The organism is Pseudobutyrivibrio sp. OR37, from assembly GCF_900113655.1.
Classification (GTDB): Bacteria; Bacillota; Clostridia; order Lachnospirales; family Lachnospiraceae; genus Pseudobutyrivibrio.
On sequence record NZ_FOQF01000011.1, the window covers coordinates 1 to 26,292 of the forward strand.

Here is a 26,292-nt window from a genome sequence, read left to right on the forward strand (position 1 = left end):
AAAATACTACCTGTGTGAAGGAGCTTGGTCTCACGTGTGTTGCGACACAGAATACAAGCGCTTCTATGACATCAAATACAAAGAAGTCAACAGGAACCAGCACAAACGCGCACTCGCACTTACTGCCCGTAAATTTGCTAGATTGGTCTACAGTATGCTGAAGACTAATCAGCTATACAAAGCTCCTGTTTCAAAGTAGTAAATACTACTTTAGGAGTTAACGCCCTGTTTTTTTGAAACAGTACGGCAGGGCTTAGGCGGTCGTTCTTTCTTTTTTGAAAAATAACCAAAAAGAAAGGGACTTTTCAAGATTTTTCATCTTGACATATCACCGCTAGACTATTTATTAATTTTCCTCAAACAATGCCTTGGCGCGGGCGTAAGAAATGTTGAACTTTCTTATTCCCTCATAGTTTTCCTTTGGATAGGTGTAGCGCACCTCTTCTTCCAAATCCTTCAGTAGCTTCTTGTTACCTTTTAGTGCAGGGGCTGCATCTGGTGAAAGGTTTCCAGTAATGTATTCAGCTACATTTTCGGATTCGTCTACATAAGCTTCCACGTGAGCTAAATCATATTTTGCGATTTGGTAATCAGGATTTGCAAATGCAAATATGATGTAGGCAACAGTGATTGTGACCATGGCAGCCTTGAACACTGGGAAGGTTGATTTGTACATAGATACAATCAAAAATGCCAACCAGAGACTAAGTACGCATAAGAACCATAGTACAAAAACTCTTAAGAAGGTAAGCTGAAATGCCTGGATGTAAAGAATCATTCTCATGGCAGAGGATGCTACCATGATGTATGTACAAGCTCCTATTACTGAAAGAATAACTGTAAGTAATTTATTCTTGGCAAATGCACGTGAGCACACCAAAACAAGTGCAACATTAATCATGCAGACTGCAAGTAACTGATAGAAGCCTTCGTGAGCGTACTCTGCGTATGTGTAGCCAGTTGGAAGCTTCATGCTGTCTGTGAACAGGAAAAGTACCTGAATCAAGCAGAAGAATAAATATACTATTCCAAGCAAAATAGTAAATGTAATAGCTATTAATGGATTGTTATTTCCCTGCTTTGCTGGGCTGATATTTATATTTTTCTTATTGAGCGAATAAGGTATGGTGTATGCGCATACAAATGCTGCAAATAATGTCCATGCGATTCCAACAATATCCCAAATATTATCTGGAAGATGTATCTCACTAAAGGCCTTTTCTAACACTCTGCTGAACACTGCATCAGCTGATATAAGAAGGCTAATTACCACTGCAAGAAGTGGAATTGCAATGATAATTCCAAGACCGACAGCCATAAGAGCGCTCTTTCTCTCCTTGCTGGTTTCACTACCCTTATCTTTAACCCATACAGCAAAATCTCTAAATGGCCAAGGGAAATATTCTATCGGGCGAACTATTGTAAAAAATATTCCACAAATCCAGCCAGCAATATCCCAGCCTGTGGTATCAGCATATAGCTGCATGATAAATGACATAAATAATAGCACTATTGCAAGACTACTTAGGTTCTGCACGCTATGGCTTGTAAACATGCACTTTGAAACAGCCAGTAACATCAGCGATATTACATAGAAAAGATTAAGCCCCACCTTTCCATTTCTATCCTTTAGAAATGTTAGATTATCACTCTTTCTAACAAGGGCAATTAATCCCAGTGTTATTGCCATAAAGATTGGGTATGTTATTGATGTTCTATTGCTGTATAAACATATCGTATATACGATAGCAAATATTAATGCTACAAGACCGTATTTTTTGAAAGCAACTGCATCTCCATTTAGTTTGTTTTCCTTTTCAACTACTTCTGCTAATTTATTTTCAGTAACTGCGTTATCCATAACTATTCTTCCTCCGCTTTTTCTACATATTCAAGTATATCTCCTGGCTGACATTGAAGCGCTTCACAAAGCTTCGCAAGAGTTGACACCTTTAAGGCCTTTGCCTTGCCTGTTTTTAAAACCGACATATTGGCTACGGTGATTCCAACCTTTTCTGCCAGTTCTGTAACAGACATCTTTCTTTTGGCAAGCATTACATCTATGTTAAAAACAATTTCACCTTCCATACTTCCACCTCTTAAATAGTTAAGTCACTTTCTTCCTGAAGTTCTGCTGCGTTTTTCACCAATCTGGATAATACCGCCGATGCAACTGTAATAGATACTCCAATAAAAACTACCATTAATGAACAAAGTGTAATCCCCGGATGGCTCATGTTAAGAAATAGCAGTACCACATTTCCAATGAAGAAATATGCTGTATCTCCTGCGGCAACCCATGATATTCGCTTAAAATGCTCTACATTCGCTAGTGAAAAGGATTTGTTATTGCCTATGTTAGTAGCGATCATCCAGCCAATTACAAGCACCGCGTAGCATGGGATTCCGCTAACCCATAGAAAGATTAGCCATGGCCAATAGCAATAACTAAATTCCGGATTATTATATACAATGCTTTCACCTAATGCTGGAAAAAGCACAAAGTATAATACCAATCCACATATAGCCACTCCAATCAATATTACCTTTAACCATTTTTCCAAAGCTTTTAATTCCATAATCATTTCCTCACTTTATTAATACTCTAAGTTCCATATCTATGGTATAACACTTTCTGTATCTAATTGCAATAATAATTTATCGTTTTACGATAAAAATTATTCGTTGAACGTAAAAAACAGGAGACTCATTTCTGAATCTCCTGTTCGTATTACTCAATATGCAATTTCTAGAAATTGAAATATAAAAATGTGCTGATACCAGAAAATGACATCACACTGGCTGCTATTAGCACCGCTGTCCACAGCATGTTTTTAACGGATGGCTTGAATGAAGCCATCAGCTGATGTGAGTTACGGAAACCTAGCACTATAAACAACGCCAGGAAATAATACATTCCTACATAAATAAATGGAAGAGAATTCGTCACTGCAGTACCATCTAGGAAATACTTAAGTGCCGGTGTCTGGAAGGCATAAAGTATGTGCACATCGATGTTGGTGAAATCCACATACATAATCTGCTTGATAAATTCTATTGCATCACCGATTGTGTTAGCTCTAAAGAATACTAATGACACTGCGAAAAATGCCTGTGTAATCATCCAACCAAGAGCTGGGTGCATGTCATCAAATTTCTTTTTAAACATTCTAGTGATAATTACAAAAATACCATTGAGCACCGACCAAATTACAAATGTCCATGCAGCACCGTGCCAAAATCCACTAAGTAAAAATACTATGAAAATATTAACATAGGTTTTTACCTTTCCCTTACGATTTCCACCAAGTGGAATATACACATATCTGGTAAAGAATCGACCTAAGGTCACATGCCATCTGTTCCAAAAATCAGCAATGTTAAAGCATTTGTATGGACTGTCAAAATTCACTGGCAAATCGATATTGAGCATCTTGCCAAGTCCCATGGCCATATCACAATATCCGCTGAAATCAAAATACAGCTGAAAATAATATGCAATCATCACAAGAATTGCGTTGGTAGCCTTAAGTGATGGAACATCCTCAAAGCCCCAATTTACTGCCACGCCAAACACATCTGCTAACAGCACCTTTTTGCCTAGACCCATAGCAAACATGTAAAAGCCCTTTGCCATATTATCCCAGTTGATAGATTTCTTCTTAACATCCTTAAGCTGTGGAATCAATTCATCATGGGTAACGATAGGACCTGCCACCAGTTGTGGGAAAAATGTCACATAGCAGGCATAGGTAAGGAAACCATAATCCGGCACCTCTCCTCTGTAGGTATCCACAATGAAGGATATCTGCTGGAAGGTAAAAAAGCTGATTCCAAGTGGCAATACTATATGCATAAGTGGCCAGTCAGTTTTTGCTATCGTATTTACGTTTTCAATGAAGAAATCCATGTACTTGAAATAGAAGATTATTCCAAGGTTAATAGCTACTCCAAGAATCATCACTGGCTTGCTGCATTTCAATCTACCTACAGATGAAACTGGCAGGATATCAAGCTCAGGATTTTCCGTGGTGGCCTCAAGCAAGGTTTTGTGCTGTAAGGTCTTCATCCACTTGTAAATCAGATAGTTAATGATGACCGATGACACGATAATCAACAGATAGCTTGGATTAAAGTATCCGTAAAACCATAGCGACATGCCCAGCAAAAAGCCATGTCCCAATCGATAGTTTCCTGTTTTGTTCAACAGGAAATATCCAACTATACAGATTGGTAAAAAGCAAAATATAAATATATACGAATTAAATAACATAGTTATCCTCTACTATTATTTGAATGTGACTATTGTAACGCCGGCATCGCCTTCGCCAAATTCGCCTAAATGGAAATCGGCAACGTTCTTACACTTGCGAAGATACTGCTGCACACCTGCGCGAAGTGCGCCTGTTCCCTTACCGTGAACAACCCTTACAGATGTAAGGTGGCTGATGTAAGCGTCATCCAAATACTTTTCAAGCTTGGCGATTCCCTCGTCAACAGTGCATCCCAAAAGATTGATTTCTGGTGAGATAGATGCTGATTTGTTGAAGCCGCCGTAAGTCATGTTCTTAACACGTGTGCCCTTCTTTGGAACGAACTTGTCTTCCTCTTCGATGAGCACCAAATCCTTGATGTTAACAGTGGATTTCATGATACCCATCTGTACTGTTACATCGCCCTTGGCGTTTGGCTTAGAGCATACGTTACCAGTAAGATTCATTGAAAGCACCTTAACCTTGTCGCCCACATGTAAATCTGTAGGTACGTTTGTGTTTTCCTGAACCTCAACCTTTTCCTTGGCCTTGCTCTTGGCCTTGTTTACGCCCTTACCAAGTGCGGCACGCTTTGCTTCCATAGCAGAAATATTTCCGCCGCCCTTGCCGAATTTATTAAAGTCACGGATTGTTTCGTCAGCAATATCCTTTGCCTCCTGAAGGATAGCTGCTGCATCCTCATGAGCCTGACGGATAAGCTCCTCACGTTGCGATTTAATCTTTTCTTCTTTTGCTGTGGCATTTGCAAGCTTAGCCTCAGCTTCCTTAAGTGCTGCCGCAGCCTCTGCTGCATCCTTTTCAACCTGATGGCGCTTTTGCTCAAGGTCTACCATCAAATCCTCGAAGGATTTATCGTTTTCTGAAAGACGTCCCTTTGCATCCTCTATTAAATCTGTTGGAATACCAAGCTTTGATGAAATAGCAAAAGCGTTAGACTTTCCTGGCACACCGATAATCAAATGGTATGTAGGGCTGAGTGTCTCAAGTGAGAATTCGCAGGATGCGTTCTCAACTCCATCTGTTGAAAGAGCGTACACCTTCAGCTCGCTGTAGTGAGTGGTTGCCATTGTGCGCACATCTAATGTGTGAAGTCTATCAAGGATAGACTGGGCAAGTGCTGCACCTTCCTTTGGATCTGTTCCGGCGCAAAGCTCATCTATAAGGATTAAGAACTGTGGAACCTTATTAGGCTCGTTGGTTCCATGCAATACCTTGGAATGAACAAAATCTTTTGCGTTCTTTTCCACAAGCTCCTCGGTTTCATGGCTGTAGTTTCCACTGTTTATTGCCTCTAAAATGTGGACAATGTTCACCATGTGAGATGAGAATGTGGATAGTGACTGCTCGATAGACTGCTCGTCACCTATATCTGCATAAACATCGTCAAATACTGCTATCTGGCTACGGTCCTTTGCAGGAATGTGAAGTCCCGCCTGGGCCATAAGCGTAAGCAAGCCGCAGGTCTTAAGTGATACTGTCTTACCACCTGTGTTTGGACCTGTTACAAGCAGAAGATTGTAATCCTCGCCAAGCTTAATATCTGTTGCCACTACCTTCTTTGGATCAAGAAGTGGATGGCGGGCGCCGCGAAGATTAATGATACCATCCTCGTTAAACTCTGGGTTGCTAGCGTTTAATTCGATGGCAAATCTACCCTTTGCAAGGATAAAATCTATTTCTGTAAGCAATTCGAAATTGCGAATAATGCCTTCTGAGCTTTCTGCGATTCTGTTAGAAATGTTTGCAAGGATTCGGGCAATCTCATCCTGCTCTCTAACCTGAAGCTCTCTCAGTTCGTTATTCAAATCCACTGCCTGCATAGGCTCGATAAAGAATGTGCTTCCTGTTGATGACTGGTCGTGAACCATACCAGGCACTCTTGATTTGTAATCAGAACGAACTGGCAGACAGAATCTTCCGCCGCGGACTGTTACTACAGGCTCCTGAAGATAGCCTCTTGTAGTGCTGTTATTAAGCATGGAATTCATGACACTTTTAATCTTGTCATTGGTGCGCTTCATACCCATACGGATATCGTAAAGGGCAGTGCTGGCATCATCTGCGATAGTCTCCTCGTCAATGATGCAACGTCTGATTTCGTTCAAGATGGCTACCTCTGGCGAAAGTCCATTGAAGTAGAAGCTAAGAGCATCCTCCTCTTCCATCTGCTTGCCATAAGCGCTTACTCGCTTTGTAACCTCTAGCACATTTGCTACCGCAAGAATCTCCTCGATGGATAATGTTGAACCAAGCTCAAGACGTGCAAGGCTAGGACGTAAATCTGTAGTGCCGCTGGCGCTTACATCTGAAAACTTAATAAGGCGATTAAAGGCACAGGCAGTCTCCTGCTGCATCACCTTAATATCTTCTATGTTGTTTATTGGAAGAAGCTCCAAGCAGCGCTTCTTACCAGACTCACAGGTAGCAAGCTCTGCAAGCCTATTTATAATCTTGTCATATTCTAGTGTTTTTAATACTTTTAAATTCATCTTATTTCCTCAATTAATACTTGTTTGAAATCAACTGAATCAGCTCATTAGCCGTATACTTTCCAACTAAATCAACAAATTCATTTTCTTCTATATCTTCTATTAAAGACATTACTTCTTCATCAGGGATATTTTTAGTGTAATCGGTTGGCTTAACTGTGGCAATAAGAGAGTTCTCTTCTGCCTCATTGTCCTCATCAGCTGTATTATCATAATCATAGGATAAGCAATATATTCTTTCAAGTTTATTCTTTTTTATAGAATAATAGAGAGTTTGGTTTGTATAGTAATCTGAACCACTTTCTTCATCATGCAGCTTTATCCAATTATTTTTTGGCGAATACTGATAAGGCTCTTCACCAGTAACATAATAGTCTAACTCAATTGCAATAGGAGTAACCAAGCCATCCTTGAACGTGTATATGTTTATGCTTCCTGTTGCATTTTTTATCAGCTCTGGGATATCGTCACCGTCAATATAGGCTAGTGCATAGGTTTCACCATAATCGGAGCCTTCTACTTTTAGGAACTGTTTGTAGGCCTCCTGCCAATTATGGTTTGCTTTTCTTTCGGTGCCAATAATAGCTTCTTTTACAGTATCTATTGTGAGATTATCCGCTAATTCATTACTAAGTGAAAATGATAAATCACTAGATGTAAATAGACCATAGGTATCATCATATTTCTTCTCAGTTGTAAATATTATTGTTTTTAATATGGAATGGTTATCATATCCAATGGCAATTAAATCATTCACGCCATCACAGTTCAAATCGCAAACTTCAATATGGGTGATTTTTCTAATATCAATGATATCATCATCCTCTGAAGCGTATAGATTAACAAAATCCACCAACTGATTATCACCGATAATGGCAATCCTTGCAGAGTTACCATCGTCAAAATGAGCATCATCACTTTGATAGGTAACTAACCTGGCATCTGCTGAAAGCTGTGGAATATCAACATCAAATGTAAGCTTCTTATCATTTCCAACTTCCCACATGTTTACGCTTAACTTAACTACATAGCCATTTTCAGTCTTTACCAAAACCATTTTCTTATTAGGTTCTGTAATATCTCTTTTGTCACTAGCGACCTCTAACACATAGGTGTCTTTTAATTTCACTCCGGAAACGCAGGTGCATGGTTTATACTGTAAATAATCTAATTCCTTATAATAAAAATCCTTATCTTTATTATAGACCCACAGGAGGTCATCTTTTAAATCGATGCTAGTGCCTGTGTGCTTATATATATAATCTTTTATACTAGCTCCTGAAATGGCTATCAGCTCATAATCCAGTGAATTATAAGATCTATCATCATCTAAATAGAATTTTTTATCCTTTTTTGTTATCTTCTCCCTTGGAATTCCAGCCCCATCGGCTAACACTTCATTCCAATCTATGTCCTTTGGCTTATCAAATGTTACTCGGTAAAAGCCGTTATATTCATCTGAATCCAAAAGCTCTGTAAATTCCTTGCACTCATCCCATGACAAATCAACAGCATCCTTGGAAGCCTCTATTTCATCTGCATCGACAGTTCTTTTTAAGGCCTCTTGATATAGAGCTTCCTTACTGTATTTCTCATATGCTTCTTTTCCATAATAAGCTCCACCAATCGCCAGCAGGCCAACCAGAAGCACTACTATTAGTTTTTTCATTTTATTTTTATTCCCTTTATCTATAGGCCACGTAAGCCTTTCGAATCTTTCTATCAATCCTTTATAATTATAAGGTATACGGGGGCTAACACAAGCGAAATATTAGTAATCCAGAGTGCTTAACTTGAAATACCCATCATATTTCATTCATGTCAGCCGCTGGTTGCTCGTTACTACTATCTGCGATACTTTTTTCTATCTAGGCAGTAGTCATTCTCATTTTGTTTACTACCTACGATGTGTTTTTGCCTTCAGATAGTAGTCAACATTCATAGCTTTACTATCTATAATAATTTTTTCGCTATAGATAGTAATTAGAAGCCATTGCATTACTATCTGCGAGATATTTTTCTCTGTAGGTAGTAATTGATAGCTGATTCTTTACTACCTATATTCTCTTTTTCTTTTCAGATAGTAATCTCATTAAAATTGATTACTATCTATAAATTATTTTCTGACACAGGTAGTAGCCAGGTCAAAAAACACTACTATCTATGCCTCTATAGCAGTTTCATAATTGTATAATTCTATATACAAAAATTTTTGAACACCATATATATTTACATTACTCCACACAAATGGTATATTGAGCAGCGGATGGTATTCGAAAGAAACTATACCCTTTAATTTCTAAGTTTTAAAATAGTAGAACCCGCACGGCATGCTCGTATCATTTTGAACGAGACTGTATCACCCCCATAAAGGAGGTGTTGCCAATGAAGGTTGGATTTATAGGCGCTGGAAAGGTGGGCTGTTCCTTAGGAAAGCTTTTTGCCGAGACCCAGCATAATCTCACAGGCTATTATAGCCGTTCTTCATCATCTGCGGAATCTGCAGCTGAATTTACCAACTCAACATATTTTCAAAATTTAGAAGACTTAATTCAAGATAGTGATACAGTGTTTATCACCGTTCCTGACGACGCTATTACTGCGGTTTGGGAGCAGCTTAAACACATGTCAATTGCTGGAAAAATGATATGTCATTGCAGCGGTTCTTTATCTTCAGAAATCTTTAGGGATATAAAAGAAACTGGCGCTTACGGTTTCTCGGTCCATCCATTACTGGCGGTATCAGATAGATACATTTCATACCAGGAGCTTCCAAAGGCTTTATTTACAATCGAAGGAGATGCAAATCACATAGGTGATATTGAAGCATTGCTTACGGCAAGCGATTTGCAATCTGCTCGTATAAGCGCAGATGTAAAAACCAGATATCACGGTGCAGCTGTACTTTGTTCAAACCTAGTTGTGGCCCTTATTCAGGCTGCGGAGGATGAACTTCGTATATGCGGATTTTCAGAGGAACAGTTGGCTGATGCCATCGCACCACTTTTATTAGGCAATGTGAACAAGGTTCTTTCTGTAGGAACTAAGGCGGCTTTGACAGGTCCAATTGAACGAAATGATGTTGGAACCGTTAAAAAGCATTTAGACACCTTTGAAGGAATTGATAGGGAAATCTACAGGGTTCTTTCAAAAAAGACCTGTGAGATTGCAAAGGATAAGCATCCTTCCGTAAACTATGAAGCTTTGGAGCAATTATTAAACTCGTAAATGGAGGACGAATAATTTATGAAAAACACAGTAACTACCCTTCAGGCTATGAAGGCTAAGGGCGAAAAAATCAGCATGCTTACATGCTACGATTACACAACAGCATGCCTTATGGAGGAGGCTGGCATCAACGCTATCCTCATCGGCGATTCACTTGGCATGACAATGATGGGCTACAGCGACACACTTCCTGTAACAGTTGATGACATCATTCATCACTGCGCTTCTGTATCTCGCGGACTTAAGGATACATTCCTTGTAGCAGATATGCCTTTCATGTCTTACCAGACTAGCGTAGAGGACGCTGTAAGAAATGCAGGCCGACTTATTAAGGAAGGTCACGCACAGGCTGTTAAGCTTGAGGGTGGCGCAACAGTTGTTGAGCAGATTAAGGCTATTACAAAGGCTGATATACCTGTAGTTGCACACATCGGTCTTACACCTCAGTCTATCAATGCATTTGGTGGATTCAAGGTGCAGGGTAAGAACATCGAGCGCGCTCTTCAGATTGTAGAAGATGCAAAAGCTGTTGAGGCTGCCGGCGCATTCATGGTTACACTTGAGTGTGTTCCAGAGGAGCTTGCAACTCTTATTACTAAGGAGCTTTCAATTCCTACAATCGGCATCGGTGCTGGTAATAACTGCGATGGTCAGGTTCTTGTATATCAGGATATGCTCGGCATGTTCTCTGGCTTCAAGCCAAAGTTCGTAAAGCATTTTGCAAATATCGGTGAGGAAATGAAAAACGCATTTAAGGCTTATGATGCTGAGGTTAAGTCACAGGCTTTCCCTGCTGCAGAGCACAATTTCGCAATCGATTCAGAGGTAATTGCTGAAGTTGAAAAGCAGATTAATACAAAAGAATTTACAGTAAACATTGATTCAAACAAGGTTTTAGCATAAGGAGATATTATGATAAGAGCAACAAAAATTGATGAAGTAAAAGCCAACGTTAGGGAATGGAAAAAGGCTGGTCTTACAATCGGTCTTGTTCCAACCATGGGATATTTACATGAAGGGCACGCAAGCCTTATTGAGCGTGCTCGCAGGGAGTGCGACAAAGTTATCGTTTCAGATTTTGTAAATCCAATTCAGTTTGGACCTAAGGAAGACCTTGCCACTTACCCTAGAGATTTTGAGGCAGATTGCAAGCTTTGCGAAGGTCTGGGAGCTGATTTGATTTTTCATCCTGAACCAAGCGAGATGTATCTTGATGGTTTCCATTCTTACGTTGGTGTGGATACTTTATCCACAGAGCTTTGCGGCAAGAGCCGTCCTATCCACTTCAACGGTGTTTGCACTGTTGTTAGCAAGCTTTTCAACATCACAGAGGCTGATAAGGCTTACTTTGGTGAGAAGGATGCTCAGCAGCTTGCCATCGTAAAGCGTATGGTTCGCGACCTTAATTTCAACATTGAAATCGTTGGTTGCCCTATCATCCGCGAGGAGGACGGCCTTGCAAAGAGCTCACGTAACACATACTTAAACGATGATGAGCGCAAGAAAGCTCTTATTATTCATCAGGCTCTTACCAAGGGTGAGGAAATGGTTCGCTCTGGCGAGAAGGATGCTAACAAGGTAAAGGATACTGTTAGATCTATCATCGAATCAGAGCCAATCTGCCGTGTTGATTATGTGGAAATCGTTGACTGGAACGAGCTTCAGAAGGTGGATACAATCGATGGACCTATCCTTACAGCCGTTGCTGTTTACATGGATGAGAAGGTTAGATTGATTGATAATTTTATTGTTGAATAAGCTAGTGTATTAGAAATGAGGATATTATGAATTTAACAATGCTTAAAGGAAAGATTCACAGAGCAACCGTTACCCAGGCTGCTTTAGACTATGTTGGAAGCATCACAATTGATGAGGATTTATTAGATGCTGCTGGTATTTTAGAGTACGAGCAGGTACAGATTGTTGATGTGGAAAACGGAAACCGCTTCGAGACTTACACCATCGCTGGTGAGCGTGGTAGCGGAATGATTTGCCTTAACGGTGCCGCAGCCCGTTGCGTTCAGGTAAACGACCATGTAATTATCATGTGCTATTGCAGCATTGATTCCAAGGAAGCTGCAGACCACAAGCCTAACGTAGTGTTCGTGGATGACAAAAACGGAATCAGCCGCGTTACATGCTATGAAAAACATGGAAGATTAGAGGATATGTAAAAGCACTAAATAAAAAGCCACCTGGTTACGGTAACAAGGTGGCTTTTTAGTATCTTTATATTTCCCTATTTTTAATTTCGATGTAAGATTTTACGACTTCGATTAATCTGTCGTAGTCCATAACTCCGGTGTCTAGGCAGAAGTCGTAGTTGCGGGCATCGTTCCAATCACGGCCAGTGTAGTATTTGTAGTATTCGGCGCGGTGTTTGTCGATGTCGTGCATGCGTTTGATAAGCTCCTCATCTGTGCCGCTTACCTGCTTACGAAGACGCTCCAGGCAATCCTCCTCGGAGGCGTAAAAGAACAATGAAAGTACATTAGTTTTATCTCGCAAAATATAATCTGCACAACGTCCAACTATGATACAGCTTTGGGTATCAGCAATTTGTCTGATTACATCAGCCTGAAGCTCGAAAAGGTTATCATCTGATGTGAAGGCTGAATCCTCTGGTGTAAGAGGCTTTCCTTTATATTTGCCCTTTGCCTTCAAAAAGATTTTGCGAACGTGCTCATCTACCTGACCGAACATTTCCTCGCTGATTCCGCTTTGATCAGAGGCCATTCTTAGGATTTCTCTGTCGTACACTGGCAAATTCAGCTCTTTTCCAAGCTTCTTAGCAAGTGTAAGACCACCTGAACCATAACTTCTAGCAATACTAATAACTAACTTCTTTTCTTCCATAATTACCCCCTGTAATTTGGCTTAATCGACTGATAGATAGACTTCCTTTCCACCCTCATCAGTCAGCTTCGCTGACAGCTTGTCTCGCCTCCCGGCTCGGTCGTTGCTGAACAGGCTCCACTGGAGCCTAGCAACCCCAGAGGGGGAAGCCTTATTATTCGCCTAAGTACGCCTTCTTGATAGAATCGTCATTCATTAACGCATCGGCGTCGCCAGATAGGACGATGTTGCCTGTTTCGAGGACGTACGCCCTGTCAGCAATGGCGAGAGCCTTCTTTGCATTTTGCTCTACCAAAAGTACTGTGGTGCCTGCTTTAGAGATTTCTTCGATGATTTTGAAGATTTCATCTACGTAGATTGGAGACAGACCCATAGATGGCTCATCCATCAGGACGATGCTAGGCTTGCTCATAAGAGCTCGGCCCATGGCAAGCATCTGCTGTTCTCCACCTGATAATGTTCCTGCAAGCTGATTTTGACGTTCCTTCAGTCTTGGGAAGCTTTCGTAGATTCGTTCAAAACTATCGGCTATTTCTGCTTTACTACTTCTAGTATATGCTCCCATTTTCAAGTTTTCAAGCACTGTCAAACCGCTAAAAACTCGCCTGCCCTCTGGTACATGAGCAAGTCCCATTGAAACGATTTTGTGGCCTGGAATCTTTGTAATATCGGTGCCCTCAAGTAGGACTTTTCCGCTTGTTGGCTGAAGCATTCCAGATATTGTTTGAAGGGTTGTGGTTTTGCCTGCGCCGTTGGCGCCGATGAGGGCAATGACTTCACCTTTGTTTACTTCGAAGGAGATTCCTTTAAGTGCTTGGATTACTCCGTAATTTACTACTAAGTTTTCTACTTTTAACATTTTTATTCTCCTAAATACGCTTTGATTACTTCTGGGTCGTTTAGGACGGCGGAGGTCTCGCCGGAAGCGAGAACTCGGCCAAAGTTTAGAACTGTAAGCTTTTCACAGATTCCTGATACAAGCTTCATGTCGTGTTCAATAAGAAGGATGGTAACGCCGAATTCCTTGCGGATTAGAGCGATGGTATCCATCAAATCCTGTGTTTCGTTAGGATTCATTCCTGCGGCTGGCTCATCTAAAAGCAATAGCTTTGGGCCAGTAGCAAGGGCTCTTGCAATCTCCAGCTGTCTTTGCTTGCCGTATGGAAGATTAGAAGCAAGTACATCTGCCTCCTTATCCAAGCCAAATACTGATAGTATCTCAAGGGCTCTTTCATCCATCTTCTTTTCTGTTGCAAAATACTTTGGTAATCGGAACACTCCTGTGAAGGTTCCGTATTCATAGGAATTGTGTAATCCTATTTTTACATTATCTAAAACTGACTGGTCCCCAAACAATCTGATATTTTGAAAGGTTCTAGCCACGCCAGCCTTGTTAATATCAGCTGTGTGCTTTCCAGTGATATTATTTCCGTCTAAATGAATCATGCCATCTGTAGGCTTATAAATACCTGTAAGCATGTTGAAAACTGTTGTTTTGCCTGCGCCGTTTGGGCCGATAAGTCCATAAAGCTCACCCTTTTCGATGGTCAGGTTGAACTCGTCCACCGCCCTAAGTCCGCCAAAGGAAATGCCAAGATTTGTAACTTCTAGTAATGCCATTACTGCACCTCCTTATTCTTTTTAAATCTGCCAACAAGCTGCTTTGTAGTAAGGCCATGCTCTTCTCTGAATTTGAGAATTCCTGGTGCCCAGTTGAAAAGCATAAGGCCAATCAACACGATTGAATAAATCAACATTCTGTAGGTTGAAAGTCCTCTAAGCATTTCAGGAAGCATGGTAAGCACCACTGTTGCCACTACCGAGCCAGAGAAATTACCAATGCCACCAAGCACAACATATACAAGAATCATGATTGACATGTTGTAACCAAAATTGTTTGTTGTTGCGGTTAAGGAATTGATGTTGTGAGCATAAATCACCCCGCCAACACCAGCTATAGCCGCAGAAATAGTAAAGGCTGTAAGCTTATATTTTGTAATTGGAAGACCTACTGTTTCTGCCGCAATTTGATTGTCACGAATAGCCTTTACCGCTCTACCTGTTCTGGAATTTACAAAGTTATGTGTGATAATCAACGCAAGTATCAGCAGTACCACTGCAATAGTAAAGGTAGACTGACGTGGTGTTCCTGTGATTCCCTGGGCGCCGTTTACAATAACAACTCCATCAAAATCCATATTCAGGGACATCATATCTTTCAGTGAAAAATGGAAGCCATTTACATCCTTACCTACGTACAAAACATTGATTACGTTTTTGATGATTTCGCCAAAAGCAAGTGTAACGATTGCCAGGTAATCGCCGCTAAGTCTAAGTACTGGGATTGCAATAAGAAAACCAAACAATGCTGCAAAAAATGTTCCAATTAAAAGTGCAAGGATAAATCTTGGCACATCAGGTATCTCATTCTGAAATGCCTTTGAAAAGAAGGCCGATGTGAAGGCTCCCACACACATAAAGCCTGCGTGTCCTAGTGAAAGCTCTCCAAGATATCCTACGCACAGGTTAAGTCCGATTGCTACCAGCGAATATGCGCAAACAGGAACCAGCAATCCGCTCATAAGGGAGCTAAGATTTCCTGTAGCCTGCATGCCGTTCATCACTAGATAAAGCACTACGATTATTGCGATAGATGATATTAAATTTTTGGTTGAACCATTTAGTTTTTTCATAAATATCACCTACACTTTCTCTTTGATCTGCTTGCCAAGAATACCTGTTGGCTTCACTAAAAGCACGATAATCAGTACTGCAAATACAATAGCATCTGCCAACTGGCTGGATATATAAGCCTTCGCCAAAATCTCGATTACACCAAGTAAAAGTCCACCAATAAGAGCTCCTGGGATTGAACCGATTCCTCCAAATACCGCTGCCGTAAAGGCCTTGATACCTGGCATTGAACCAGTATAAGGATTCAAGCTTGGGTATGAGCTACAAAGCAATGCACCTGCGATTGCTGCCAAGCCTGAGCCGATTGCAAAGGTGAGTGATATTGTGGCATTTACATTGATACCCATTAATGTTGCCGCATCCTTGTCCTCTGAAACAGCACGCATGGCCTGACCTGGCTTTGTGTTCTTAACAAACCACATAAGGGCAAACATGATAATGAGACATGTGATGATAGTTACAATTGCGTTGCCAGTGATTTTAAGCTGTCCCCCTGCAAGTGATAATCCTGGCCATGAAACTACTGATGTGAAAGACACTGGGTTTGAACCAAAAATCATAAGTGCCATGTTTTGTAGAAAATAGCTGACACCGATTGCTGTAATAAGCACCGCAAGATTTGTAGCGCGTCTAAGTGGTTTGTATGCTATCTTTTCTATAATTATTCCGATGGCTGTACAGCAAACAATAGCAATAATAATAGAAAGTACAGCAGATAATCCTGAATTCGACATGCACATAAATACCAAATATGCGCCCAGCATAATTACATCACCATGGGCAAAATTCAGCATCTTTGCAATACCATATACCATTGTGTAGCCCAAGGCGATAAGTGCATATACACTACCAAGGCTAAGTCCATTTATCAAATAGGTTAAAAATCCCATATATCTTCTCGCTTTCATATAATAAAGTCGATGCGAGTTTCCCCGCATCGCCCTTGATGTCGAATATTTGTAATTTTAGATGAGGCTGTAGTCTACAAACTATATGTAACTTAAGCGAAGCTTTCCATGCTGAGCGTAGTTATATATAGTTTGTAGACGTAACAGCCGGACTCCATTATTCTACAGATACGTATCCGCCGTTTTGGATGATAACAGCCTTTGGACTCTTAGAAACTTCACCCTGGTCATTCCATGTCATGCCTTCTCCTGTAAGTCCGTTGTAATTTACCTTCTGGATAGCTGCAATAAGAGCATCACAGATTTCCTCGTTTGAAGCCTCTGGTGTAAGTCCTGCAGACTCAAGTGCTTCCTTTAAGATGTAAACTCCGTCGTAAGCATCTGCTGCAAACTGGTTTGGTGTGCCACCGAACTGCTCCTCATACTTAGTTACAAAGTTCTTTGTTGCATCGTCCTCTGCATCTGCTGCGAATGGTGTAAGAAGATATACGCCCTCTGCAAGGCTAACATCGAAATCCTTTACACCGAGAAGTCCATCAAAACCATCTACACCAAACATTACAGGTGCATAAGACATATCGTGTGCCTGCTTAAGAACTACTGAACCCTCCTGATAGTAGAATGGAAGGAATAATAAATCTGCTCCTGCATCCTTGCACTTCTGAAGCTGTGTTGAGAAATCTGTCTTGTTGTCGCTTGTGAAAGCTTCAGTTGCTACAATTTCAAGTCCTACGTTTGCTGCTTCCTTAGCGAAATTCTGGTAAACACCTGATGAATATGGATCTGAGCTATCGTAGATAATACCAATCTTTGTTCCTAGACCGTTATCAGCAATGTAGTCTGCTGAAACTGTACCCTGGTTAGGATCTGAGAAACAAATCTGGAAGGTATTGTCGTTTCCTTCAGTAACACTTGTTGATGATGCTGATGGTGTAAGCTGGAAAATTCTGTCGTTATATGTTTCTGCTGAAACTGCTGCACAAGCACCTGATGTTACTGTTCCTTCTAATATTTGCATGCCCCAATCCTTAAGTGTATTGTAAGCATTTACTGCCTTCTGGTTATCTGCCTCGTCGTCCTGGAAATTAAATGAAACCTTGTAGCCGTTGATTCCGCCCTCTGCATTTACTTCATCTACTGCTATCTGAATAGCATTCATAACTCCTTGACCATACTGTGCTGCACCCCCGGTGATAGGACCGATACCACCAATTCGCCATGTAAGCTCTCCTGATGTCTCAACTGTTTCCGGTGATGTAGCTGCACCATTATCTGCTCCGCATCCTGCAAATAAAGATGCTACCATTGTGGCGCAAAGACCAACGCTTAGAAACTTCTTCTTCATATTCCGTCCCTCCTATTCTTTATGAAACTGCCATCCCCAATGTTGCAATTTCACTTTCACTCTTTAACACTTTAAAGGCTAAAACCCCTCTGTTGAAACATATAATAAAACTTATTAATTCAAGAGTCAATACTTTAATTAGTTAAAGTGCTCGATTTCACAAATTTCCCCCATTTTTAATTTTTCTTCATCAAGCTTAAGAGGGCCAAATGCTGTTCTTTTTAGTTCTACAACCTCTCGGCCTACTGCAAAAAACATGCGCTTAACCTGATGGAACTTGCCTTCGTGAATAGTGATATAGCAGGTATTTCCCCCTTCGTATTCCACTGTAGCTGGAGCTGTCAAATCTCCCTCGCCGATATGTACTCCTGCTTCTAATGCTGCTACATCATCAGCTGTCAATTCGCCATCAAGGGTTACAAAATATGTTTTATCCACATGCTTCTTTGGAGAAAGCATGTCATGGGCCAGCTGACCATCGTTGGTAATAAGCAAAAGTCCTGTGGTGTCCTTATCCAATCGCCCCACTGGAGATAGGCCTCTCGGAGCATCTGGGCACTTGCTGTAAAACACATCCATTACAGTTCTATCATGTGCATCCTCAGTTGCGGTGATAACTCCCTTAGGCTTGTTCATAACATAGTAGGAAAATTTCTTATATGTGTATTCCTTACCCTGATATGAAATCACCACTGAATTTTCATCCACCTTCATCTCTGGCTTTGTTGCCTTTTCATTGTCTACAAAAATAAGGCCCTTCTTAAGAAGAGCCTTAACTTCAGACCTTGTTCCGATATTTAATTCTACCAAAAGCTTGTCTAATCTAATCATTATTCAATTCACCTTAATAAGAAATTACTTCGTAGCCTGTCTCTGTAACAAGCACCTGATATTCCCACTGAGCAGAAGGCTTACCATCAAGTGTTGAAACCTCCCAGCCGTTGTTAGGGTCTGTCTTAATCTTCTGAGTACCCATGTTAATCATAGGCTCGATTGTAAACATAAAGCCAGGCACAAGTAAAAGCTCTGTTCCAGGAAGTGTGTTATAGCCAACCCATGGCTCCTCGTGGAACTCTAAGCCTACGCCGTGTCCACCGATTTCACGTACAACCTGATATCCATTAGCATGAGCGTGCTTGCAGATAGCAGCACCTACATCACCAAGGAAGCCCCAAGGCTTAACCTGCTCAAGACCTAGGTCACAGCATTCCTTTGTAACCTCTACAAGCTTTTTAGTTTCAGGATCAACATCACCAATCATAAACATACGTGATGAATCTGAATAATAGCCATCTAATATTGTAGAGCAGTCTACGTTTACGATATCGCCGCTCTTAAGAATTACATCATCTGATGGGTAGCCGTGGCATACCTGATCATTAACTGATGTACATACACTATATGGGAAGCCCTCATAGTTAAGTGGTGCTGGGATTCCTCCCATTTTTGTTGTAGTTTCGTATACGATTTTGTCGATTTCTGAAGTAGCCATTCCCTCATGGATAGCTTCTGCAACTGCATCCAGACATGCCATATTGATAACTGCTGACTTCTTAATCTTTTCGATTTGCTCTGGTGTCTTAAGCATATCGTGAGTTGGAACCTTGTGTCCCTTTACTGCAAAGCTTTCGATTTTTCTATCGAAGGCCTCATGACATTGTTTGTATTTACGACCGCTGCCACACCAGCATGGGTCATTTCTGTTTAATTTAACCATTTGTATTGCCTTTCTATTTTTTGCTTTTTTTCTTGTCCTCATCAGTCAATCCATTTATATAATTTAGCTTTGAGTGTGTGAGTGTAATATCTCCAAGCACTAGCTTATTCCACAGCTTTTTATTCAGCTTAATATCATGGGTATCCTTAATCAGGCTGTAATAATAGCCGTCATATTTATAAGCCGCCTGGCTTGTGTTGTTCTCCCTAGCAAGATGATTGCCATATTTTTCAGCGATAGCCGCAATGCGAATCTGATTATTAATAGTGGCTTTATCGCAAGGCAAACGCTCCCACTGAACGTCCAGCATATCTTCCCAAAAATCTGCAATAGAGCCTTCAAGTTCTTTCTCTTCGGCATCTGTTAGCTCATCCATCCCCTCTGCAACAGCAAGCTGATAAAACAGATGGTCATGAACAGCCATACCAAGTACTACGGATTTTGCTTCAGACTGAATGAATTTATCATTGGTATGAATGTTCCAATAGTCCTTGGTGTATTCCTTATTATAGATTCTGGCCTGCTCCTCTACCTTTCTTTCCTCAAAAAGAATGTAGAAGGCTAAATCCTCAAAGGTGACATTTTTCTCATCAACGGTAAAGGCTGTATCCTCAAGATGCTCATTATAATCAAGTGGCCCCCTACCAGTTCCCATGGCAAGAAATGCGTAGAGTATCACCCCTACGCAAATCACTAGCACCATCGATTTAAGAAAAGTTTTTATTCTCATAGCACCCTTCGTATTGTAATAATTGAATGGCAGTTGACTGAGCGATAGTTAGTAATACCGGTAGCAGTACTTTGTGCTTCCACGATAGTACCTCCACCAGCATAGATTGCCACGTGACCTGGGTAGCAAACTATGTCACCGGGTTGCATGTAATTATAGCTAACCTCCTGACCGACATTCCTAAATCCGCCTGAAGTCATTCTTGCTCCATAGCTAATTCCAAAATTAGCCAGAACCTGTTGAACGAATCCTGAGCAATCACAGCCTTCTGTAAGGGAATTTCCTCCCCATACATATCTGTTGCCCACATATTGATTCGCGTATGATACAACGCTTGAACCACTGACGCCAGTTGAATATCCAGGGTTCAAATCGCCATTAACATTGTAACTAGAGCTTGCTGATGTATTAGCACCACCAGAGCTATTTCCATTTGCGGCTGCCGCTGCTGCAGCTCGTGCGGCTCTAAGTGCTGCTTCTCTTGCAGCAATTTCCTTGGCTTCCTTCAGCTCGGCATCCAAATCATCCATCTCGCCACGTTTTTCATCAATCATAGTCTCTAAGGCTGATTCTTGGGACGCCAGCTCCTTCTTGGAAGCTTCAAGTCCTGCTTTTTCTTCCTCTAAAGCTGCTGCCAGTTCTTCGATTTCTGCCTGAGTGGCCTCGAACTGATTAAGCTTTTCTCTATCGTACTCATAAACGCTATTTGCATATTCTAATCGATTTAAAAACTGGCTGATTGAGCCAGATGCAACAAGCATTTCAAATATGCTAGGATTTTCCTTTTCATACATATACTTGATACGAAGCTTCATGGATTTATACTGGGATTCCCTAGCTGCCTTTGCCTCCTGTAAGGAAGCCTCTGTATCAACAATTTCTGCCTCTGTATCAGAAATGGCATTTTCAATTTCTGTAATCTCACTGATTAAGCTATATAAATCAGCATCTAATGTATCGATTTCTTCCTGCAATGAATCCTGCTCTGCTTCAATCTCTGAAATAGAGCGGACCGCATTGGAAACCGTAGAATCCGACGCCAGCAAACATACCGAAACGGCCACGCCTAACACTGGCCGTAAAAATTTCTTATATTTCATAAACACTATCTCCAAACCTAGTGGGTGCCCCCACATCTAGCGGGTTTTCTCATAAACTCACAACATAATGATACAAGTTATCTCCAATGTTTTCAATATTAAAACCGACTATTCAAACTATCTTCACTTTTCATAAACGAAAAAAGAACCACCGTAGAAACGATGGCTCCATAAAATTCAATATTCAATTTTCAATTTTAATCATAACTAGTCTTGCAGGTTAGCAAAGCTTCATGCGGATTTCCTTAGTAATGATATCTGTGTAACTGAAGGAAAGCAACTGAGATGGGCTAGTCTCTGTGTCGTCCACTAAAATAGTGAACACACTAGGGTAAGCCTCCTGGATAACACCCTCTTGGATGTCAACCTTATTACGTCCCCTGTCTAATTGAATCACAACTCTACTTCCGCACTGCGATCTGACCGAATCGCGTACCTTGTCAAAATCCTCGCGCTCCATGATGTCTCCCCCTTTTCTAGCATTTGAATACTTAAAAGTATTCTTATGTCGTTGGAGAGAGTTTATCATATTTTGTGTAATTTGTCAAAATTTTGCTTCTATTTTTTGAATATTTATAATAAATTCAGTAATGATTGCTAAGAGGCTTAGTCTACTCTATAATAAAATTATTCAGAATTAACTGAATAATAGTTATATTTGGAGGACGATATGTTAAGAACTATCATTACTGTAACTTTTGTTACCATTTTTCTGATTTTAAGTATACCTATTTGGGGTATTCTATTGATATTAGAGCGCTTCAACAAACACGCTAAAGATGTGATTGCCTACAATATCGTTGCATGGGCCTTCGGTGTGGTTGCCTTTCTTGCAGGCGCCAGATACGAGGTTAAGGGCCTAGAGAACATTCCAAAGGATAAATCCGTTTTATTTATCGGTAACCACCAGAGCTTTTTCGATGTAGTCCTTGGTTATCACCTTTGCCCAGCTGTTACAGGCTTTATGTCAAAAAAGACCTTCGAAAAGGTCCCTTTGTTAAACGTATGGATGTACATGAATTACTGCTTGTTCCTTACAAGAACAGATCCACGACAGGATTTAAAGCTTATTATTAAGGCACAAGAGTTCATCAAGGCAGGTATCTCAATGTTTATCTTCCCTGAAGGAACTCGTTCTAAAACAGGCCAGATGGGGGACTTCCATGAAGCTTCCTTCAAGATTGCCACCAAAACAGGCTGCCCTATCGTGCCAGTTGCATTCACAAATACTCGCGAGGTTTTCGAAACACATCTGCCTAAGCTTAAAAAGACACGTGTTATCGTAACCTTCTGCCCACCTGTTGATCCTACTGCCCTTGAGGGAGAGGATAAAAAACATGTAGGTGCTTACGTAAAAAGAATACTTGAAAAACAGCTTGAAGCTGATGCTAAGCTAATCTAGTTTTAAGAGCCTCCACTACCTGACTAAAGTTCATGAAGTGTGAGGCTTTTACTAATATTGTATCTCCGCCTCTAATGATTGGAAGCAAATCATCAAGCATATCCTCTAATGCGCTGTAGTGATGAGCCATACATGAGCTGTTGGTATTGCTAAGTGATTTGTTAATCTCCTCAGAAAGCTCTCCCACTGTAAATACATATCCAATATGATTTTCTTCAAGAGCCTGTCCGATTTCATAATGAAGGGCGCGCTCATCATCACCTAACTCACCCATGTCACCTAAAACCGCAATTGTACGGCCTGCTGCTTTTCCAAGCACCTCAATAGATGCTTTCATAGAAACAGGATTTGCATTATAGCAATCATCGATGATAGTGATGTCACGAATCTTGATAAGGTTGTTTCTACCAGAGATTGTTTCTGCATGGCTTAAGCCTGCAGCAATCTCCTGTATAGAAAGCCCAAGCTGACGGCCTACTGCTGTAGCAGCAAGGGCATTCATTACATTATGACTACCTGGAAGAGGTATAGTCACATCGAAGGTCTCACCAAAGGCTGTGATAGTAGCCTTTGTCTCCTCCATACCTACTGGAGTAACCTCTGTAGCTCTAACCTCACCGTTGTTTAATCCATAGAAAATCTTGTTAAGGCCAAGTGTATCAGCGCCTATAAGCTTGTCATCATCACCGTTTAAGATAACCAAACCGTTTGATGGCATGTGCTCAAACACCTCTGTCTTTGCCTTTAGAATTCCATCACGAGACTTTAAGAATTCCAAATGGCACTGGCCAATATTAGTCATGACAACAATATCAGGCTTTGCAATATCTCCAAGACGATGCATTTCGCCGAAATCTGAAATTCCCATTTCTACAACTGCAACCTGATGCTCGGCCTTGATTCGGCAGATTGTAAGAGGAAGACCTATTTCATTATTGAAATTGCCTTCTGTCTTAAGGACCTTGAACTTTGTAGAAAGTACCGAGGTAATCATTTCCTTTGTGCTGGTCTTACCTACTGAACCTATAACACCTATAACAGGGATAGTAAGCTCACGGCGATATGCTGTTGCAATCTGCTTTAATGCAAGCTTTGTATCCTTTACAAGGATATATGGGCCTACTGGATTTTCAAGCTCGCGCTCTGAAAGAGAAGCCAAGGCTCCATCCTTAAAAGCCCCCTCTATGAAATCGTGTCCATCTACTCTAGCTCCAACCATAGGTATAAAAAGAAAATCCTTTTCTACCTTACGATTGTCGTTTACCGCACCATCTATTTCCTTTTTTGCAGCCTCTTCGAATCCCTCAGGAAGAAAAAGCTTTCCTTCTGTAACTTGAGCGATTCTCTCTAGTGTCATGTTTTTCATATATATCTCTCTTACTTCTAATAAATTAGTTATTATACTTCTTCATTGATACCTGAATTAAGTGCTCACACAAATCTTCAAAATTCATTCCAACGACTGCTGCTTCCTGAGGAAGTAAGCTTGTTGGTGTCATGCCTGGAAGTGTGTTAGCCTCAAGGCAATACAGATTTTCATCGGCATCCATCATGAAATCCATTCTGGCATAGGTGGTAAGACCAAGTGCCTTGAAAGCCATTTCTGCATACTTTTGCATATTTGCTGTAGCTGTATTACTGATTTCAGCTGGGCAAGTTTCTACAGCAGAACCTGCTGCATATTTATTCTTATAATCATAGAAGCCCTGCTTTGGCGCAATTTCAATGATTGGAAGTGCCTTTCCTTCAATAACACCATCGGAAAATTCTCTACCAGAAATGAACTGCTCGATTACAACCTCATCTTCCCAATCAAAGGCTGCATCCAAAGCTGCGCTAAGCTCTTCAGGTGAATTAACTATTGTTACGCCGATAGATGAGCCACCGCAATTTGGCTTAACGATACATGGATATTTATCAAAGGTAAAGCCTGCTCTGTTAGCCTTTTTCAAGGATGTTCCAGCTGGTACTGGAACGCCTGCTCTATCAAGCACATCCTTTGTCATCTGCTTGTCCATAGCAATAGCGCTTGAAATGTAATCATTTCCTGTATATTTAATACCGTATAAATCAAAGGCAGCCTGAACCTTACCGCTTTCACCGTCACCACCGTGAAGCGCCATAAATACTATATCAGCCTTCTGGCAAATCTTTATTACATTTGGACCAAAGAAGCTTGGGCTTTGGTCTGGACGACTTGCGATAATCGCCTGAATATCAGGTGCTTCTGTAGGAATTGAATCTGTCTGCACCGAATTCTTCTCACTATCTTCAAAAATATCTGTAATGTCACATTCTTTATCAGAATATCCCATAAAGACATCTAATACTAATGCTCTGTGTCCTCTTGCACGAAGAGCTTTTGCTACCATTGTACCTGATTTAAAAGATACATCACGCTCGGAGCTAAGTCCTCCGGCTAAAACTACTATATCCATAATAAGACCTCTTTTAATTATTTCAAAACGTTCATTGGTTAATATAGTATTTTTCGCAGCAAATTACAATAGCACATATCATGCAGTTTGTTTTAATCTATATTTTCTCAATATGTGTAGCATAAGCTCCTTGGAAGCTTGCAAAAACCGGTCTATTATCTCGGCTCCCACATAGTCTCGGTTCAAAGTGCATAATTCCGAAAGCAGACAAATAGCTCTGTAGATTATCCTGGTATCAGCCTCGTTAAAGTATTTTGCAAAGATGAAATCTAAGCACTCGAAGGATGATGAAATATCTTTCCTATCAAAATACATTCTTGCCATTATGGAAGAAATCTCCATGAACCGTTCCTTATTATTAGGGCTTTCCAAATATCCCTTATTATTTAAAAGACCTCGAAAGATTTGTTCAGCAGTTTTGTCATCTCCTAGGGCCATGTGTGTTTTTCCAATCACTAGAAACAGTTCATATTCTATATTGGAAAGCTTTATATTCGGAATATCATTAAAATCAGGTATTTTCCTTCTCAGCTCGAATATTCCAATAGCCTGAGCCAAAAATTGCTCCAAGGGCATTCCTCTCCTTCTGGAGCATACCAGATGAGCATAAACAAAATATTGCTTATCAATATTATCATCTGAATCATAATGAATTCTTTCCCAATCCCTAACTTGTCCATCATAATATTTATCCAGGCTTTCCTTATTAACTCTTTGCTTCTCCTTCATGTACTTTTCAAATTTATCCAGCTTCTTTTCTATATCCTTTAGCCTTCCATTTTTTATAGCATGCAACAATTCACTTCTCGCCTGCTTAAACTTGAAAATTTTTTCCATGTGAACTTCATCGTAAACCATTCCAAAGCCTTCAAATATTTCATTTAATCTATTAAACAATCTATATCCTATAAACTCTTCCCCATTTTCAATTTTTGATATTGTTGGCAAGGAGCAATCTATCATATTGGCCACCTCCATCTGTGTCCAATTATTACTCTTTCTAAACCATCTTAAGTAATTTCCAAAACCCTTTAAATCCATAAAAAAACCTCCTCTCACTAACATCGCTAGTACTGCGATTATAGCAAGAGGAGGTTAATAGTTTTTGTTT

Annotated in this window: 25 protein-coding genes and 1 pseudogene; 6 read left to right on the forward strand and 20 right to left on the reverse strand. The window is 40.5% G+C overall.

Annotated elements, in window-relative coordinates:
* Positions 1–199 (forward strand): annotated as a pseudogene (locus BM097_RS16495) (IS110 family transposase); the annotation flags it as partial.
* A gap of 147 nt (positions 200–346) precedes the next feature.
* On the opposite strand, the gene BM097_RS07060 reads toward BM097_RS16495, so the two are convergent.
* From BM097_RS07060 to BM097_RS07085, 6 genes are all read right to left on the reverse strand, one after another.
* Complete coding sequence (locus BM097_RS07060; RefSeq protein WP_090547374.1) at positions 347–1,861, reverse strand: DUF4153 domain-containing protein; 1,515 nt, start codon at positions 1,859–1,861, stop codon at positions 347–349.
* Positions 1,862–1,863: 2 nt separating this feature from the next.
* Positions 1,864–2,088: a helix-turn-helix domain-containing protein gene (locus BM097_RS07065; RefSeq protein WP_090547376.1), complete on the reverse strand. Its 225-nt coding sequence runs from the start codon at positions 2,086–2,088 to the stop codon at positions 1,864–1,866.
* Between the two features lie 11 nt (positions 2,089–2,099).
* Entirely contained in the window at positions 2,100–2,579 is a 480-nt protein-coding gene (locus BM097_RS07070; protein WP_090547378.1) for a DUF2975 domain-containing protein, read from the reverse strand.
* 170 nt (positions 2,580–2,749) lie between these two features.
* Positions 2,750–4,273, reverse strand: a complete 1,524-nt coding sequence (locus tag BM097_RS07075) for an MBOAT family O-acyltransferase (protein WP_090547380.1) — start codon at positions 4,271–4,273, stop codon at positions 2,750–2,752.
* Positions 4,274–4,288: 15 nt separating this feature from the next.
* Entirely contained in the window at positions 4,289–6,763 is a 2,475-nt protein-coding gene (locus BM097_RS07080; protein ID WP_090547382.1) for an endonuclease MutS2, read from the reverse strand.
* Positions 6,764–6,776: 13 nt separating this feature from the next.
* Entirely contained in the window at positions 6,777–8,432 is a 1,656-nt protein-coding gene (locus BM097_RS07085; RefSeq protein ID WP_090547384.1) for a hypothetical protein, read from the reverse strand.
* Positions 8,433–9,130: 698 nt separating this feature from the next.
* On the opposite strand from BM097_RS07085, the gene BM097_RS07090 reads away from it, so the two are divergent.
* Genes BM097_RS07090 through panD form a run of 4 tightly spaced genes read left to right on the forward strand, consistent with a single transcriptional unit; the run spans position 9,131 to position 12,165 of the window.
* Positions 9,131–9,991 (forward strand): Rossmann-like and DUF2520 domain-containing protein, encoded by an 861-nt coding sequence (locus BM097_RS07090; protein ID WP_304442196.1) that lies wholly within the window; start codon positions 9,131–9,133, stop codon positions 9,989–9,991.
* 18 nt (positions 9,992–10,009) lie between these two features.
* Positions 10,010–10,894 carry a 3-methyl-2-oxobutanoate hydroxymethyltransferase gene (gene panB / locus BM097_RS07095; RefSeq protein ID WP_090547389.1) on the forward strand — a complete coding sequence of 295 codons (885 nt, stop codon included), beginning with the start codon at positions 10,010–10,012 and terminating at the stop codon, positions 10,892–10,894.
* Positions 10,895–10,903: 9 nt separating this feature from the next.
* On the forward strand, positions 10,904–11,749 hold the full coding sequence (gene panC / locus BM097_RS07100; protein ID WP_090547392.1) for a pantoate--beta-alanine ligase: 846 nt from the start codon (positions 10,904–10,906) through the stop codon (positions 11,747–11,749).
* A 26-nt stretch (positions 11,750–11,775) separates the two neighbouring features.
* Entirely contained in the window at positions 11,776–12,165 is a 390-nt protein-coding gene (gene panD, locus BM097_RS07105) for an aspartate 1-decarboxylase (protein ID WP_028241878.1), read from the forward strand.
* 55 nt (positions 12,166–12,220) lie between these two features.
* Here panD and BM097_RS07110 read toward each other — a convergent pair whose 3' ends face one another.
* The 11 genes from BM097_RS07110 to BM097_RS07160 form a co-directional block, all read right to left on the reverse strand.
* On the reverse strand, positions 12,221–12,847 hold the full coding sequence (locus tag BM097_RS07110) for a cytidylate kinase-like family protein (RefSeq protein ID WP_090547395.1): 627 nt from the start codon (positions 12,845–12,847) through the stop codon (positions 12,221–12,223).
* A gap of 154 nt (positions 12,848–13,001) precedes the next feature.
* Positions 13,002–13,712 (reverse strand): ABC transporter ATP-binding protein, encoded by a 711-nt coding sequence (locus BM097_RS07115; protein ID WP_090547397.1) that lies wholly within the window; start codon positions 13,710–13,712, stop codon positions 13,002–13,004.
* Positions 13,709–14,467 carry an ABC transporter ATP-binding protein gene (locus tag BM097_RS07120; RefSeq protein WP_090547400.1) on the reverse strand — a complete coding sequence of 253 codons (759 nt, stop codon included), beginning with the start codon at positions 14,465–14,467 and terminating at the stop codon, positions 13,709–13,711. The genes BM097_RS07115 and BM097_RS07120 overlap by 4 nt, the downstream gene beginning before the upstream one ends.
* Positions 14,467–15,540 (reverse strand): branched-chain amino acid ABC transporter permease, encoded by a 1,074-nt coding sequence (locus BM097_RS07125; protein WP_177197397.1) that lies wholly within the window; start codon positions 15,538–15,540, stop codon positions 14,467–14,469. Before BM097_RS07125 ends, BM097_RS07120 begins: the two co-directional genes overlap by 1 nt.
* A 9-nt stretch (positions 15,541–15,549) precedes the next feature.
* Positions 15,550–16,431 (reverse strand): branched-chain amino acid ABC transporter permease, encoded by an 882-nt coding sequence (locus BM097_RS07130; protein ID WP_090547405.1) that lies wholly within the window; start codon positions 16,429–16,431, stop codon positions 15,550–15,552.
* Positions 16,432–16,606: 175 nt separating this feature from the next.
* Positions 16,607–17,794, reverse strand: coding sequence for an ABC transporter substrate-binding protein (locus BM097_RS07135; RefSeq protein WP_090547408.1), 1,188 nt, complete (start codon positions 17,792–17,794; stop codon positions 16,607–16,609).
* Positions 17,795–17,932: 138 nt separating this feature from the next.
* On the reverse strand, positions 17,933–18,625 hold the full coding sequence (locus BM097_RS07140) for a pseudouridine synthase (RefSeq protein WP_090547411.1): 693 nt from the start codon (positions 18,623–18,625) through the stop codon (positions 17,933–17,935).
* A 13-nt stretch (positions 18,626–18,638) separates the two neighbouring features.
* Positions 18,639–19,511 carry a methionyl aminopeptidase gene (locus BM097_RS07145; protein ID WP_090547628.1) on the reverse strand — a complete coding sequence of 291 codons (873 nt, stop codon included), beginning with the start codon at positions 19,509–19,511 and terminating at the stop codon, positions 18,639–18,641.
* A gap of 13 nt (positions 19,512–19,524) precedes the next feature.
* A complete protein-coding gene (locus tag BM097_RS07150; protein WP_090547414.1) occupies positions 19,525–20,241 on the reverse strand; it encodes a hypothetical protein in 717 nt (238 codons plus the stop codon).
* Positions 20,238–21,341, reverse strand: a complete 1,104-nt coding sequence (locus BM097_RS07155; RefSeq protein WP_177197398.1) for a coiled-coil domain-containing protein — start codon at positions 21,339–21,341, stop codon at positions 20,238–20,240. The genes BM097_RS07150 and BM097_RS07155 overlap by 4 nt, the downstream gene beginning before the upstream one ends.
* Before the next feature lie 220 nt (positions 21,342–21,561).
* On the reverse strand, positions 21,562–21,801 hold the full coding sequence (locus tag BM097_RS07160; RefSeq protein ID WP_090547419.1) for a Veg family protein: 240 nt from the start codon (positions 21,799–21,801) through the stop codon (positions 21,562–21,564).
* A 210-nt stretch (positions 21,802–22,011) separates the two neighbouring features.
* Here BM097_RS07160 and BM097_RS07165 point away from each other — a divergent pair, with 210 nt between their 5' ends.
* Complete coding sequence (locus tag BM097_RS07165; protein WP_090547422.1) at positions 22,012–22,743, forward strand: lysophospholipid acyltransferase family protein; 732 nt, start codon at positions 22,012–22,014, stop codon at positions 22,741–22,743.
* Here the strand turns inward: BM097_RS07165 and BM097_RS07170 are convergent.
* The 3 genes from BM097_RS07170 to BM097_RS07180 all read right to left on the reverse strand — a co-directional run bounded on the left by BM097_RS07170 (position 22,730) and on the right by BM097_RS07180 (position 26,222).
* Positions 22,730–24,109 carry a UDP-N-acetylmuramoyl-tripeptide--D-alanyl-D-alanine ligase gene (locus BM097_RS07170; protein ID WP_090547424.1) on the reverse strand — a complete coding sequence of 460 codons (1,380 nt, stop codon included), beginning with the start codon at positions 24,107–24,109 and terminating at the stop codon, positions 22,730–22,732. The two genes, BM097_RS07165 and BM097_RS07170, sit on opposite strands and share 14 nt — an antisense overlap.
* A gap of 25 nt (positions 24,110–24,134) precedes the next feature.
* Entirely contained in the window at positions 24,135–25,181 is a 1,047-nt protein-coding gene (locus BM097_RS07175) for a D-alanine--D-alanine ligase family protein (protein ID WP_090547427.1), read from the reverse strand.
* Between the two features lie 78 nt (positions 25,182–25,259).
* Positions 25,260–26,222: a helix-turn-helix domain-containing protein gene (locus tag BM097_RS07180; protein ID WP_090547429.1), complete on the reverse strand. Its 963-nt coding sequence runs from the start codon at positions 26,220–26,222 to the stop codon at positions 25,260–25,262.
* Between the last annotated feature and the right edge of the window lie 70 nt (positions 26,223–26,292).

Bases quoted from the DNA above. Each gene is read 5' to 3' on its own strand.
- BM097_RS07060 (WP_090547374.1), bottom strand. From the start codon at position 1,861: ATGGATAACGCAGTTACTGAAAATAAATTAGCAGAAGTAGTTGAAAAG.
- BM097_RS07065 (WP_090547376.1), bottom strand. From the start codon at position 2,088: ATGGAAGGTGAAATTGTTTTTAACATAGATGTAATGCTTGCCAAAAGA.
- BM097_RS07070 (WP_090547378.1), bottom strand. From the start codon at position 2,579: ATGGAATTAAAAGCTTTGGAAAAATGGTTAAAGGTAATATTGATTGGA.
- BM097_RS07075 (WP_090547380.1), bottom strand. From the start codon at position 4,273: ATGTTATTTAATTCGTATATATTTATATTTTGCTTTTTACCAATCTGT.
- BM097_RS07080 (WP_090547382.1), bottom strand. From the start codon at position 6,763: ATGAATTTAAAAGTATTAAAAACACTAGAATATGACAAGATTATAAAT.
- BM097_RS07085 (WP_090547384.1), bottom strand. From the start codon at position 8,432: ATGAAAAAACTAATAGTAGTGCTTCTGGTTGGCCTGCTGGCGATTGGT.
- panB (WP_090547389.1), top strand. From the start codon at position 10,010: ATGAAAAACACAGTAACTACCCTTCAGGCTATGAAGGCTAAGGGCGAA.
- panC (WP_090547392.1), top strand. From the start codon at position 10,904: ATGATAAGAGCAACAAAAATTGATGAAGTAAAAGCCAACGTTAGGGAA.
- panD (WP_028241878.1), top strand. From the start codon at position 11,776: ATGAATTTAACAATGCTTAAAGGAAAGATTCACAGAGCAACCGTTACC.
- BM097_RS07110 (WP_090547395.1), bottom strand. From the start codon at position 12,847: ATGGAAGAAAAGAAGTTAGTTATTAGTATTGCTAGAAGTTATGGTTCA.
- BM097_RS07120 (WP_090547400.1), bottom strand. From the start codon at position 14,467: ATGGCATTACTAGAAGTTACAAATCTTGGCATTTCCTTTGGCGGACTT.
- BM097_RS07125 (WP_177197397.1), bottom strand. From the start codon at position 15,540: ATGAAAAAACTAAATGGTTCAACCAAAAATTTAATATCATCTATCGCA.
- BM097_RS07130 (WP_090547405.1), bottom strand. From the start codon at position 16,431: ATGGGATTTTTAACCTATTTGATAAATGGACTTAGCCTTGGTAGTGTA.
- BM097_RS07135 (WP_090547408.1), bottom strand. From the start codon at position 17,794: ATGAAGAAGAAGTTTCTAAGCGTTGGTCTTTGCGCCACAATGGTAGCA.
- BM097_RS07140 (WP_090547411.1), bottom strand. From the start codon at position 18,625: ATGATTAGATTAGACAAGCTTTTGGTAGAATTAAATATCGGAACAAGG.
- BM097_RS07145 (WP_090547628.1), bottom strand. From the start codon at position 19,511: ATGGTTAAATTAAACAGAAATGACCCATGCTGGTGTGGCAGCGGTCGT.
- BM097_RS07150 (WP_090547414.1), bottom strand. From the start codon at position 20,241: ATGAGAATAAAAACTTTTCTTAAATCGATGGTGCTAGTGATTTGCGTA.
- BM097_RS07155 (WP_177197398.1), bottom strand. From the start codon at position 21,341: ATGAAATATAAGAAATTTTTACGGCCAGTGTTAGGCGTGGCCGTTTCG.
- BM097_RS07160 (WP_090547419.1), bottom strand. From the start codon at position 21,801: ATGGAGCGCGAGGATTTTGACAAGGTACGCGATTCGGTCAGATCGCAG.
- BM097_RS07165 (WP_090547422.1), top strand. From the start codon at position 22,012: ATGTTAAGAACTATCATTACTGTAACTTTTGTTACCATTTTTCTGATT.
- BM097_RS07170 (WP_090547424.1), bottom strand. From the start codon at position 24,109: ATGAAAAACATGACACTAGAGAGAATCGCTCAAGTTACAGAAGGAAAG.
- BM097_RS07175 (WP_090547427.1), bottom strand. From the start codon at position 25,181: ATGGATATAGTAGTTTTAGCCGGAGGACTTAGCTCCGAGCGTGATGTA.
- BM097_RS07180 (WP_090547429.1), bottom strand. From the start codon at position 26,222: ATGGATTTAAAGGGTTTTGGAAATTACTTAAGATGGTTTAGAAAGAGT.